Origin of the sequence: Guptibacillus hwajinpoensis (assembly GCF_020524165.1) — a bacterium.
GTDB lineage: Bacteria > Bacillota > Bacilli > Bacillales > Guptibacillaceae > Guptibacillus > Guptibacillus hwajinpoensis_D.
This window is the reverse complement of the sequence record NZ_JAIVKU010000002.1, coordinates 1-12522: the sequence shown is the minus strand read 5'-3', so window position 1 is coordinate 12522 and position 12522 is coordinate 1. Positions and strand designations below refer to the sequence as shown.

The following is a 12522-nucleotide window of genomic DNA, read 5'->3' as shown; positions in this document are numbered from 1 at the left end:
GCGATAAAGTCCGTCTGAGGCGGACTTTATCGCTTTTTTGTGTGTGGAGGGGGTCATGCTCGAGCCTGACCCCCTTCTTCACTTCTTCCCACATTCTTTGTTAATTTCTTCACAATTTCTTAACACACACAAGAGCCAAAACACGTTATGCTAGAGTCAAATGGTATAGTAAAGGAAGGAGGTTGTGTTCATGGGAGTCCAACTCCGTAAAGGCATGATTGATCGTCGAACCTACCTAATTCGTAAGCTACTAAACTCACCTGATAACCGAAATGATCTTAGTAAGTTACACGGGCTCACGTTAACTGAGCTTGAGAAGATGTATGCGAATGATAACCGTAAACAAGCATTGTAGTAGTAGATGATGTTTAATAGATAAGGAACAGGGCATTGTCCGCCTGAGGCGGACAATGCCCTGTTTTTGTTTGTTGTAGGGGTCAGGCTCGAGCCTGACCCCTTTCAATTTCCACTCTATTAAAATGCGGCCCCGCTCGCTCTAACAGTTGCTCTTCCACGACTCTATCGTAAGCCACTATAAAACAAGTAGACGGCCCTGAAGATTTATAGAGATCAAGTTCAGCCCGAACCTTACACTCCTCAACTTCCACTCCATCCACAAGCTCATTCAACTCATAAAGAATCCCTTTTGAACCAACAGGAAGCACAGACTGAACGCCCATTTGCTCACTCATCCAGCGAAACAGTTCAAGCGGGGCAATAGCTACCTCTTCGTTCACCACTTCTTCTCCAACAAGCGGTTTGCCAATCACGGCGAATTTCGTAGCATCATCTAAGCGAACTTCCGGTAACGTGCGATTCTGCCTCCCGAGCACGACTACCCCGAGCGCCGACTGAAGTAACGGCATATTTGTTTCCGAGCTTCCTGTAATCTTGATTTCTTGGTTAAAGCCAAGCTCTCGTTTTCCACATTCCACGCCACTCACGAGCGCTTCCCACTCTGAACCTCCGCAAAAGTTATGCATCACAACGGAAACGGGATGACCGCCAAGCGCGATGTTTTCCATCGCCGCAACGCGAAATGCATAGTAAGAAACAACGTCGTAAGGAACCGCTACATGATCTTGTTCTTTCAGGCCAATCGCGCCGCTGTTGTCGCTTGTGATGATAAGCGTTTCGTCACCTAATCCAATGACTGTTCCATCTCTCATAAGCTTGCCAGTCCCCTTTTTTCAAAAAGCGGCACAAGCCTCGGAATCAAAATGAGCGCAAGAGCAAGGTTCAGCACAGACGCAATCATCAAACTCGGAACGATCGCCACGTAAAACCCTGTACCCAGAAGGAATAAAAACGGAAGCGGAGCGACCAGTCCATTGCCAAGTGCAAACGTGACAGCGGCCACCTTCTTTTTATTCGCTTCATATAGTTTTCCAAACAGCCAAACGAGCGCGACCATTTCCCCCGCAACGACAAGGTGCATCGGCCCAAGCGGAAATCCCACGATAAGCGCTGACAGCAGATGCCCGAAGCTTGCGATCAGCGCACCACTTCTGTTTCCAAGAAGAACAGCCGCGATGAGCGCCGGAAATGCATCGAGCGCGATACTTCCTACGGCTGATGGCATTTTCAGAATGGCGCCAACAACGGAGAGCCCAATGAACATCGCAAGAAGACTTGCGCGTTTTCCAGACATGACTTACTCTCCTTTACGCTTTCCGCCACGGAACACCTTGGCACTTCTTGCGTATTCAATGTCTTTTACATTTAAGCGGAAGTTGATCACGCGTGCGAGTGCGAAAAAGTAGTCGGATAAGCGGTTCAAGTATTTCATTGGAACCGTTGGTACGTTTTCTGCTTGCTTCATCAACGTAACAACATGACGCTCAGCGCGACGTGTGATCGTTCGCGCGATATGGATCGTCGCAGACGGCTTACTGCCGCCTGGCAAGATGAATTTTTCAAGTGCCGGGGCTTCTTCAATAAAGGCATCAATTCGGTTTTCAAGATAGGTGATGGACTCTTCCTTCAGCTTCAGTTCGCGCTTTGGCGAAACGTTCGCAAGATCACCACCGCAGTCAAACAGCTCGTGCTGAATTTTTTCAAGATCGTCGATTAAATCATTCAGCGACTCATTTCCAATCTCGCTTAGCTCGACTATCGCCTGTCCAACGAAACCGTTCACTTCATCAACCGTTCCGTAAGCGTCGACGCGCACGTCATCTTTATCGACTCTGCCTCCAATAATGCTCGTTTTTCCTTCGTCACCTGTTCGCGTATAAATTCTCATCCCTAGTCCCCCTTTGATTATTTCAGCTGCTGATTTAGGCCATACCAAATCACGTCAACACGGTCTGCGACAGCAGCGAGATCTTGATACGCCCATCCGGTTAGGTCACGCCAATCGCGGTCTTCCTTTTCCATCGGTACGATTCCTTTTGTAATGTCCGTGCCAATGATGACGACAGTTCGCTCGTGACGCTCGCTTTCCCACGTCTGCCAGATCCCAAGTAGCGACTGCCAGATCGCCCGGCATTCTTCAAGACCTGATTCCACCGTTAACCCCTTGAGCCACTGTTCTACACCTTCTAGAACAACGACATCTCCGTAAAAGCGACTCACATTGAGCGGAATTTTAGTTTGATCATACGCGGATTTCCAGCAATGATCTTCGGTTAATCCGTAGAAGTTCTTCACCCATTTTGTTTTGCCATTATAGGCACCACCCGTAACGAAGTGCATCGCGCGTCCCTCCTTAGATCTTCTCGTTTCCATTCAAGCTCAACCGCCGAACCGTGGGGAACATTCCATTCCCAGAACGATTTCTTTTCAGGCGCATATTTCATTAACAAGTAGCGAATGACCCCACCGTGCGTTGTAAGAATGACTTTTTCACTCGAACGTACCTTTATTTCTTCCACAAGTGCTCGAAATCCCTGATCAATTCGCTCCGTAAATTCCGTAAAACTTTCCCCACCAGGTGGCGCTTCCGCAAGCGGATCGGACACCCAGCGTCGATATTGCCTATCATGTTCAAGATCGGCATACGTTTTTCCTTCCCATTCCCCGAAGAGGATTTCGCGAAAAAGCGGCATCGTGATTGGTTTTCGATGCGGAAAAAGTCGTTTTGTCGTTTGCAGGCAGCGTTCAAGGTCACTCGTCACAATCAAATCATAGTCATCAGCGATGCTCGCAAACGCCGCGTCTTCACTGATCGGCGGATTCGTCCATCCAATATAGGCCCCGCGCTTATTGTCTTCCGTTACCCCATGACGAAATAATGTAACAACCACATGCTCATCCATAAAAGCACCTCCATTCCTTCTACGCTCGCCCCAAGCACGTCTCCTGTAATGCCGTTAAACCAGCTGACAATTTTTCGTTTCATCAGCAGCGCCGCGACAAGCGTCACCACACTAAGCAGCACGGTTAACCCCATCGCTTTTAATGAAAACATGGCGACGAATCCGATCATCAGAAACCAGTAAACCGGATAAATCCACAGGCTCGACCGCTTGATCCCATTTTGAAAAAAAGCGGCCAACCCTTCTTCTTTTGCTGGCTGAATCCAAACGAGAAAGACACCCATCACACTTTTACTAAAAAACGGAACGAGTGCGACGAAAAGATACGTGAGCCCGCTTGCTCCCTGTGCGATTTCATAAAGAAAGAGAAACTTCGCTGAGAGAAGGATGATCACGGAAAGCACCCCAAACGCACCTGTACGCGGATCTTTCATAATTTCAAGACGTTTCTCAAGGTCACGGTAAGAAAAAAACGCGTCGCTTGCGTCCATCCACCCGTCAAGATGAAGACCGCCTGTTAACACGATCATAAATAGCCAGACAAAAAACGTGATCGAAAGCGTTGAGAACGGCGTCCACTGAAGTAGCGCGTAGAGAAGGCCTGACGAAAGCAATCCCTGAAGCAGGCCGAGCAACGGAAACGTTTGAACCGAACGCGTTAGCTGCTTTTGCCCCATCGGGATTTCACGCCGAACGGGAATGATGGTAAAGAACTGAAGGTTAATCAGCATTCCCTGCCACACGTTCATTGCTCTGCACCTTTGAACATCAAATCTTTGATGAGCTCCCATTTTAAATGCGGCTTCAGGTCATTTGCGAGATCGTCGTACGTCTTTTCTTTCAGTTCCCTTCGGTTGATTTGCTTCTGCGGTGGATGGCCTTTTTCTACTCTAAGACCATTCAGCCAATGCGTTCGCCACTCATCATTATGAAAAAGATGATGCAAGTACGTCCCAATCACGCGACCATTTTCTCCAAAGTAACCTTCTGAACGCTCACCTAGCTTGAGAAAAGGCTTTGCCGGCTCGTTAAAAACCGTTTCGCCAAGATGAATTTCATAACCGCTGATCGGCGGATCGAGATGCGTTACCTCGTGAAGCGCGCCCTCGACGCGGATCGTGGTTTTCTTTTCGTGAAAGAACGTTTTTGCTGGAATGAGGCCAAGTCCTTTCATTTTCGTGCCCGGGTTTCCGGTATCGGATCCGTGCTCATCGATTAATTCTTCTGTTAGCATTTGATAGCCACCGCAGATTCCGACGATGTTTCCACCACGGATTCGATAGCTTTTTAACGTCTCGTCAAACCCTTTTTCCTTTAACCATGCGAGATCGCTCATCGTGCTTTTCGTTCCGGGAATGATGATGGCGTCAGGTTCGCCAAGTTCACGGGGATGTTGAACCCATCGTACCGTGACGTCTTCCTCATTAAACGGCTCCATGTCGCTATAGTTGGAGAGGAACGGGAGCTGAATGGCGGCGATCTCAACCGTTCCATTTTTATGTAAAAAGCGATCCTGAAGTGAGAGCGAATCTTCGCCCTCGACACGATGATGGACGTAAGGCAATACGCCGAGAATCGGTATGCCCGTTCGTTGTTCAAGCCACGTGATGCCGTCTTCGAAAAGCTCGGGATCACCGCGAAATTTGTTAATAAGGATCCCTTTTACTCGTGAGCGCTCTTCCTCTTCAAGCAGTTCAAGCGTGCCGACAATGCTTGCGAACACGCCACCGCGATCGATATCCGCGACAAGCAGAACCGGAACGTCTGCCATCTCCGCCACCTTCATGTTCACAAGCTCGCGATCTTTTAAATTCACCTCAACTGGACTGCCTGCCCCTTCCATCACGACAACGTCGTACGCTTTCCCTAAGTAATCAAGCGCAAGTGAGATGCTTTCAAGTCCCATCTCGTAGTACGACTGACGGTAATCTTTCCCGGACAAGGTCCTGTAAGACGTCCCGAACTGAATGACTTCCGCATGCTGGTCGGAGCGAGGCTTGAGCAGGATCGGATTCATCCAGACGCTTGCTTCTGTTCGGGCCGCTTCTGCCTGAGCGCCCTGCGCCCGGCCAATTTCTTTTCCTTCTATCGTGACGTATGAGTTATTGGACATGTTTTGCGATTTAAATGGGGCGACCGCATAGCCTTCGTTTACGAGAAGGCGACAGAACGCCGTCACGATCAAGCTTTTCCCTACGTCCGAGGCCGTTCCTTGAATCATGATGCCGTTCATACGCCTGCTCCTTTCATGAGTCGCGGGACGCCATTTTCCACTAAATACGCCTCGTCCGCTTCCGATACAATCCATTGATGGAGCTCGCCAAGTTGCTGTGCATAGAAATCGACCCCATCTGTTAACGGCTCATGTGCGAGTTCATTGCTAACAATAATCAGGGTGTTTGCGCGTTCACTAAGTTTTTCGATGCCAGACTGAATTTTTTGTTTCGTTTCCTGTTGAAACGTGCCGTCTTCCTGAAACAGTTCATTCGAAAGAAGCGTTGTAACGCAATCAAGAAGGACGACCGAATTTTCGTTCAAACGTGCGGCCACGCTTCCAATATCCGTTGGGCATTCCACTGTTTCCCATGGAACATTTTTAGAGGCACGGTCGTGCTGGTGACGGCTGATGCGTTCCTTCATTTCCTCGTCGCTCGGCTCTCCGCATGCGAGATAGTGAAGCGTACCGTTCTTACGGAGCGAAGCCGCTCGCCTTTCCGCAAAGCGGCTTTTTCCACTTCGCACGCCACCTGTTATAAAAATGAGCTGCGCCATGTTGCTAACACCTCCATTAACCGATCGTTTTCCTCAGGCGTTCGGACCGCAAATCGTAGCCACCTGCCATCAAGACCAGGAAAATTTTCCGTATGTCTTGGGATAAGGCCGTTTTCCATCAAATAGCGCATAAGTGGTTCTTGATCGTCTCTTTCTGGATCGCGCAGGAGATAAAAGTTGACGCTTGATTTCGAGTAAACAAAGTTCGTCTGATTAAAAAATTGAAAGGATCTTTCTCGTTCTTGTTCAATGAGATGATGGGTTTGTGTCACATAATCATCTTCTTCAAGACAGAGCTCACCGGCTCTGAGCGCGAGAGCATTCACACTCCAGTGCGGCTGAAGCTTTTTGATGGCATCGATTACGTTAGGGTGCGCCATCATATACCCGAGACGAAGACCGGGAATGGCGTACATTTTTGTTAATGAACGAAGGATGATTAGGTTCGAAAACGTGTCGAGAAGAGATGAGAACGATGATTGATCGGATAAAAAGTCAGCGAAGGCTTCATCAATAATCACCGTGCAATCGTACTGTTGGGAAGCTTCCAATACCGAAAGAACAGAAGCCGGGTCATAGGTGACACCGGTTGGATTGTTTGGGGTGCAAAGGAAAACCGCATCAACGTACGGCAGTTTTTCCGTTAGGTGAGAACCTAACGTCCATTCCTCTTCCTCGAGCGTGTGATACGTAACTTCGCATTCAGCACTCAGGCACGCTTCTTCGTACTCAGAAAAAGCAGGCTGAACGATGCAAACGCGTTTGCCGAGGAGAAAACGTCCAACGAGCGTAATGAGCTCCGCACCGCCGTTTCCGATCAGCAGTTGATTGCTCTCTACACCATGGTGACTAGCGAGCGTTTCGGTTAATGTAACGGCATGTGGATCAGGATACGTGGTCATGAGCTGAAAAGCATCCTGCCATTTTTCTTTGAGAGACGGTGGAGGTCCGAGCGGGTTCAGGTTCGCACTGAAATCAATCGTTCGGTTAGGCTGGTCGATTTGGAGTGCTTCGTATAAGTAGTGCGCGTTAGCGCCATGTGATGGTAGCTTCAAAGATAAGCCCTCCGATCCAGAGTAATAGTAGAAAGAGAATGGTTGAGCGATTCATAATCGAGATGGCTTTCGGAATGTGGGTAGCGCTCAGTTTCATGATCGGGTCCCCCATTCGGGCGCGGTTGGAGACGATGCCTTTGTACGAGTTCACGCCACCAAGCTGAACGCCAAGAATGGCGGCCGTTGCCGCTTCGCCCCAGCCGCTATTCGGGCTCGGATGCTGTCTCGCATCGCGAAAGAGCACGTGCCACGCACGACCGCTCGATGTGTGCACAGGCTTTTGGACAAGCATCATACATAGACCGGTGAGACGAGCTGGAATCCAGTTCACTACATCATCCAGCTTTGCTGAAGCGTAGCCAAATGATTCGTATTTTTCGTTTCGATAGCCGACCATGGAATCGCACGTATTGATTGCCCTGTAACACATTGCCCCAATGCTACCGCCAATAAATGCCCAGAAAAGCGGGGCGGTAATGCCGTCGCTCGTGTTTTCTGCGACCGTTTCAACCGTGCCGCGCACCACTTCACTTTCATCGAGATGGTCGGTGTCGCGCCCGACGATCCAGGAGAGCTTTTCGCGCGCTTCCGTCATGTTGCCGGTTTGAAGAGGCTGATAGACGTCAAGCGCCGCATTTCGCAGGCTTTTTTGAGCGATTGTGGTGGCGATGAGAACCGCTTCATAGAAAATGCCGACGAGCGTGTGCACGGTGTAGGCGAGATAGACCGTCAGACCAGTCATCGCGAGGACGGTAATCAGTATGGTACCCGTCATGAAAGCACCTTTTAGCTTGCGGCGGCTCCCGTGATTCCAACGTTTATCAAGAAAGCCGATCAGCATACCAAATCCTTTCACCGGGTGTGGCCATTTGGGGGGATCACCAATCAGACGGTCGAGACAAAACGCCACGGTGATCGCAAGCAGGTGATTCAGCATCATCGGAATCGCCTCTCACGATACTTTTCAAGTGCCTCTGTCGTACATGCGTAAATGCCTTCGCTAATCAATTTTCCAAGCGTTGTGATCGTTCCGGCATATGCCTGGTGCTCGCCGCGCTGCGTGGCTGCAATGAGGATGCTGTCGGTTGACGTGCCTGTTGCTATGGTGCCTGTCACCGCGTCTTTCACTTGCTGATCGTGCAGCACTTTTACCTTTGCTTCTGTTGCCGTCATGATGCTTTGGATGAATGCTTCGTCTGTAAGCGTGCCGTTCACGAAAATCCACGTATTAATCGTGCCAGGGAGCGGCTCATAGACGTGTTCACGGCTTTTCGAGGCATCCACCGCATTGCCAACGCCAGCTGTGACGACGACAAAAACGGAAACACCCTCGTCTTCTATGAAGCGAAAAGCAACGTCTTCTAGTCGAACGGCCGTCATCATGCCGACTGTTTCTGTTGGATCGATGCCGTGATCTTCGAGAAAGCGCGTCATTTCCCCTTTGTGGTCGAAGCAGTCATACGTTTTATCGACGTGACGGTTAACGAATGTGCTATACCAGCCTGTTCCCGATCCAACGACGCCTGAAGACATTGTGCGGAGAGGAAACGGTGCCTTGAGCGTAATCATTTCCTCTGCATGAGTAAGGCATTTTTCCGTAATGAGAAGGTCGCTCTCGTCCTCCGCCTGCTTCTCTGGTAAAAGCAGCATTTGCGGTTTTGGCACGGTCGGATGCGGATGCTTCTCAATTTTTGTGCGGTAAACAGACTGAATTCGCGCTTCATTTAACACATCGTTCGGCTTGTGGTGCAGATTGATTCTCCCGTTTTCAAGTAGTAACAGTCGGTCGCAGTAAAGGCCGGCAAGATTCAAATCGTGAAAAATGGAAATCACCGTTAGGCCCTGTTCCCGTGTCCACTTTTTCAACAAATCGAGCAGTTCTTTTTGATAGGAAAGATCCAGGTGATTGGTTGGCTCGTCTAGTAAAAGGATTTCTGGTTCCTGTGCAAGTGCCTGGGCGAGGAAGACGCGCTGGCGTTCGCCGCCTGAAAGTTCGTTCACGTAGTGATCTTGAAATGTTGAAATGCCCGTCTGCGCCATCGTTCGCTGCACAACCTCTTCGTCATGCTCGCTCCACGATTGGAACCAGCCGGATTGGTGCGCATAGCGGCCAAGCGAAACGGTTTCTTTTACGGTATAGGGAAAAGCCTGTTCTGCGTGCTGTGGCAGGACGGCGAGCACGCGTGCCAGCTGTTTCGCTGAGTAGCTTGCAATCGGCTTTTCTTTTAGCAAAATCGATCCTGACTTTGCCTTTAGAATCCCGCTGATCATTTTAAAAATCGTTGTTTTGCCGCTACCATTTGGGCCAACGATTCCGAGCAGCTCGCCTCTTTCCACATCAAATGAAATGTCGTTGAGCACGTCGTGACCGGGATATCCTCCTGTAACAGATTGTACGCTTAACATGCTTATCCTCTACTTTCTTTACGTCTTCTAATTAATATAATGGCAAACACCGGGGCGCCGATAAGCGATGTGATGACACCGATCGGAAGCTCTGTTGGTGAAATGATCGTGCGCGAGATCAAGTCGGCTACAATGAGAAAAGCGGCGCCGAGTAAAATCGAAAGCGGAAGTAAATGGCGGTGATCCGGACCCCATAGAAGGCGCGTTAAGTGCGGGATCACAAGGCCAACGAATCCGATTGTTCCGGAAACGGCGACGGCTGCCCCAGTTAAAATCGAGCCGCCGATTAGAATCCATAGCTTTCGTTTGGCGACATTGACGCCAATATGCTGAGCGCGTTCTTCCCCAAATGACATGGCATTCAGTTCTTTTGTGCTAAAAAGGAGAATGCCGGAGCCGATGATGAAAAAGGGTAGCATGATTCCGATATACTCCCAGCCGCGCATGGACACACTTCCAAGGAGCCAGCCGATAATCTGTCTTAATTCCTCTCCGGTTAGCGCGATCATAAGTGACAGTAGCGAGCCTAGAAAGGAGCTAAAGACGATCCCGGTGAGAATGATCGTCTCAACGCGCATCGATCGTTCAATTTGTCGTGCAAAGAAGAGCACGAGAAAAATCGTGAGAATCGATGCGGCGATGCTCATCACGGGAAGTGTAAACATGCCAACAAACGGGATCGATAAGTTTAAAAAGAGCACGAGCACGGCGCCAACCGATGCGCCTGATGAGACGCCGAGCACGTATGGATCGGCTAATGGATTCCGTAGTAAACCTTGAAAGGCGGCTCCTGCTATCGCAAGAGACGCCCCCACAAGACCTGCCAGGATGACGCGCGGCAGGCGAATATCCATCACAATCGTCGTAAACATCGGATCCGTTTTTCCTAAAGAAGGAAGGTGAAGCACTTCGGTTCCGATTAACTTTAAAATGCTGAGCACCGGGACGGAAACGGTACCGATGGAAATGCCAAGTAGCATCGCGACGATTAACAGCGCTGTGGCAATTGGGTAGGCAATGAATCGTTTATTCAGCAAAAACATCCGGGTAAACCGCTTTTGCAAGTTCCTCTACTCCTTCAACAAGACGAGGGCCTGAGCGCGTCACGAGGTCAGAGTGCACATCGACAACCTGCTCTTCTTTGACAGCCGTTACGTCCTGCCAGCCGTCGCGGCTTAACACTTGCTCAACGGGTTTCTCCGTATAGTAACCATAAGTTGTGATGATGACGTCAGGATTTGCTTTAATGATCGCTTCTTGATCAATTTGATTCCAGCCTTCCTGGTCGTGCGTGACGTTCTTTGCGTGAATCATGGTCAGCATATCATCCATGAACGTGTTTTTTCCTGGAGAGAAAATTTCAGGTGCAGGAGCAACTTCGACAAAGACCTCTTCCTCATCGTCTTCCGAAATTTCTTCTGCTTTTGCTTGAATGTCTTCAAGCTGCTGCTTCATGTCGCTGATGGTTGTTTCTGCTTGATCGGTTTCCCCTGTTGCTTGTCCGATCATTTCAATTGATTTATACACTTCATCAAAGCTTGTTGCATTGTTCACCACGAGGACAGTGATACCCGCATCACGAAGCTGTTGAAGACCTGCTTCAGAGTTATGAGCGCTTGAGCCGTGGGCAAGGACTAGATCTGGCTTAAGGGAAATGATTTTTTCGACGTTAAATTCCATGCCGCCGATCTTTTCAATGTCAGCCGTTTCTTCCGGATAGTTCGCGAAATCAGAAACGCCGACCACTTCTTCTCCTGCGCCAAGGTCGAAGAGAATTTCCGTGTTACTCGGAATGAGGGAGACAATTTTCTCTGGATCTTTTTCGATCGTGACTTCCTCATCGAGCGCATCGGTGATGGTTACGGGGAAAGCGCTATCTTCTGACTGTTCAGCCTGGTCTGTTGTTGCATTACCTTCATTCGTTGCACTGTTTTCCTCGTTCGCACCGCAGCCGGCGATGATTCCTGTAACGAGAAAAAGTAAGATGAGTAGTGAATAAAGCTTTTTCATGAGTGGTTCTCCTCCTGTAGTGTAGTGTGATGTCTCTAAACGAAAAAAAAATCCCCACGCCGGAGGGCATGGAGATGGTCGAATGGAAGTAACGGTGCGTATAGCACCTGAATCCGTTCGCACATCCCTATCCTCGTAGGCTGTTCGCGCTTGATTCAGGCAGGTCTCCTGGCTCATGGTTATCGCGTGCTGCTCCTTCCCATTCGTTGTGTGAACAGTGGATTCTGCAGCAAGCGACCATTTACAGTGGCGGGACCGCGCTGGAATTACACCAGCTTCCCTATTAAGTCTTTATTGAAAAGACACCTGAATCGATCACTATGGACTTTCGTAACACGTTCATTATACATGATTGTATGAGTGGGGGGAACTGTTGTCTTTTGATGGGGTCAGCCCCCTCTCTGACCCCGCACAACTTTCTTACTATCTTCTCTTCGTTAAGAAATACAAAAACCAGACAGCATGGTTTTGCTCATCTAAGGCTGCCCCAGTGAATGCCTCTTTGATAAAGGGGTTATTCGTTTGATCTGCCACTCTTCTATAGAAATCAGCTGCGTTTTGCTCATCGTTCAAGGAGGCATCCAGTCCCGCCCAATAGTTTGTTGGACACTCTTCAATCAACTGCGGAGAAGGCTCTTGACCGGTAAGTTGGGTGTAAATGGACTTAAACAATTTAAAGTGCCTTTTCTCGTCTTTTCTAATTTCCATAATGCGGTTTCGCTCTGTTTCATTCGGTGCAAGCTGTGCTAACTTTTTGTAACATTGAATGGCGCTATATTCTCCATTGATGGCGGTGGCAATGTCTTCTTCGAGCGTACGATAGTATGGGTACATAATCGAACTCCTTTTTAACATGTGATAGCACAGTATATGACGATAGCCCGGGTTTTGGTGCGGAGAGTTTTTGAGTGGGGTCAGGCTCGAGCCTGAATTTAGGCTTCATGAGCCTCATCCTTTTTTATTTGTGTCCATGATCGTTTGTTTAAAGCATATTGAAGAATAATCAGGACAATCAAAAT

15 protein-coding genes and 1 riboswitch are annotated in these 12522 nt (G+C 49.1%); of the genes, 1 reads left to right on the top strand and 14 read right to left on the bottom strand.

Going from position 1 to position 12522, the window contains the following annotated elements:
* Nucleotides 1-190: 190 nt before the first annotated feature.
* Nucleotides 191-355 (top strand): hypothetical protein, encoded by a 165-nt coding sequence (locus tag LC090_RS01835; RefSeq protein ID WP_226654727.1) that lies wholly within the window; start codon nt 191-193, stop codon nt 353-355.
* Between the two features lie 82 nt (nt 356-437).
* Here LC090_RS01835 and LC090_RS01830 read toward each other — a convergent pair whose 3' ends face one another.
* From LC090_RS01830 to LC090_RS01765, 14 genes are all read right to left on the bottom strand, one after another.
* Nucleotides 438-1169 carry an ATP-binding protein gene (locus LC090_RS01830; RefSeq protein ID WP_226654725.1) on the bottom strand — a complete coding sequence of 244 codons (732 nt, stop codon included), beginning with the start codon at nt 1167-1169 and terminating at the stop codon, nt 438-440.
* Entirely contained in the window at nt 1166-1651 is a 486-nt protein-coding gene (locus tag LC090_RS01825) for an ECF transporter S component (RefSeq protein ID WP_226654723.1), read from the bottom strand. Before LC090_RS01825 ends, LC090_RS01830 begins: the two co-directional genes overlap by 4 nt.
* 3 nt (nt 1652-1654) lie before the next feature.
* Nucleotides 1655-2245 carry a cob(I)yrinic acid a,c-diamide adenosyltransferase gene (locus LC090_RS01820; RefSeq protein ID WP_226654721.1) on the bottom strand — a complete coding sequence of 197 codons (591 nt, stop codon included), beginning with the start codon at nt 2243-2245 and terminating at the stop codon, nt 1655-1657.
* 17 nt (nt 2246-2262) lie between these two features.
* Nucleotides 2263-2697: a bifunctional adenosylcobinamide kinase/adenosylcobinamide-phosphate guanylyltransferase gene (locus LC090_RS01815; protein ID WP_226654719.1), complete on the bottom strand. Its 435-nt coding sequence runs from the start codon at nt 2695-2697 to the stop codon at nt 2263-2265.
* Entirely contained in the window at nt 2649-3260 is a 612-nt protein-coding gene (locus LC090_RS01810) for a histidine phosphatase family protein (protein ID WP_226654717.1), read from the bottom strand. The genes LC090_RS01815 and LC090_RS01810 overlap by 49 nt, the downstream gene beginning before the upstream one ends.
* Complete coding sequence (gene cobS, locus LC090_RS01805; RefSeq protein WP_226654715.1) at nt 3218-4009, bottom strand: adenosylcobinamide-GDP ribazoletransferase; 792 nt, start codon at nt 4007-4009, stop codon at nt 3218-3220. The genes LC090_RS01810 and cobS overlap by 43 nt, the downstream gene beginning before the upstream one ends.
* A complete protein-coding gene (locus tag LC090_RS01800) occupies nt 4006-5493 on the bottom strand; it encodes a cobyric acid synthase (protein ID WP_226654713.1) in 1488 nt (495 codons plus the stop codon). The genes cobS and LC090_RS01800 overlap by 4 nt, the downstream gene beginning before the upstream one ends.
* Nucleotides 5490-6032 (bottom strand): bifunctional adenosylcobinamide kinase/adenosylcobinamide-phosphate guanylyltransferase, encoded by a 543-nt coding sequence (locus LC090_RS01795; RefSeq protein ID WP_226654711.1) that lies wholly within the window; start codon nt 6030-6032, stop codon nt 5490-5492. The genes LC090_RS01800 and LC090_RS01795 overlap by 4 nt, the downstream gene beginning before the upstream one ends.
* Nucleotides 6011-7087 (bottom strand): threonine-phosphate decarboxylase CobD, encoded by a 1077-nt coding sequence (gene cobD, locus LC090_RS01790; RefSeq protein ID WP_226654709.1) that lies wholly within the window; start codon nt 7085-7087, stop codon nt 6011-6013. The genes LC090_RS01795 and cobD overlap by 22 nt, the downstream gene beginning before the upstream one ends.
* Nucleotides 7062-8027: an adenosylcobinamide-phosphate synthase CbiB gene (cbiB, locus tag LC090_RS01785; protein ID WP_226654707.1), complete on the bottom strand. Its 966-nt coding sequence runs from the start codon at nt 8025-8027 to the stop codon at nt 7062-7064. The genes cobD and cbiB overlap by 26 nt, the downstream gene beginning before the upstream one ends.
* Complete coding sequence (locus tag LC090_RS01780) at nt 8024-9493, bottom strand: adenosylcobinamide amidohydrolase (protein ID WP_226654704.1); 1470 nt, start codon at nt 9491-9493, stop codon at nt 8024-8026. The genes cbiB and LC090_RS01780 overlap by 4 nt, the downstream gene beginning before the upstream one ends.
* A gap of 2 nt (nt 9494-9495) precedes the next feature.
* Nucleotides 9496-10536, bottom strand: a complete 1041-nt coding sequence (locus LC090_RS01775) for a FecCD family ABC transporter permease (protein ID WP_425590620.1) — start codon at nt 10534-10536, stop codon at nt 9496-9498.
* On the bottom strand, nt 10520-11503 hold the full coding sequence (locus LC090_RS01770) for an ABC transporter substrate-binding protein (protein ID WP_226654699.1): 984 nt from the start codon (nt 11501-11503) through the stop codon (nt 10520-10522). Before LC090_RS01770 ends, LC090_RS01775 begins: the two co-directional genes overlap by 17 nt.
* A gap of 141 nt (nt 11504-11644) precedes the next feature.
* Nucleotides 11645-11828: riboswitch (cobalamin riboswitch) on the bottom strand.
* A 98-nt stretch (nt 11829-11926) separates the two neighbouring features.
* The gene (locus LC090_RS01765; RefSeq protein WP_226654698.1) at nt 11927-12337 is read right to left on the bottom strand and encodes a ferritin-like domain-containing protein; all 411 of its coding nucleotides are present in this window, start codon (nt 12335-12337) and stop codon (nt 11927-11929) included.
* Nucleotides 12338-12522: the final 185 nt, after the last annotated feature.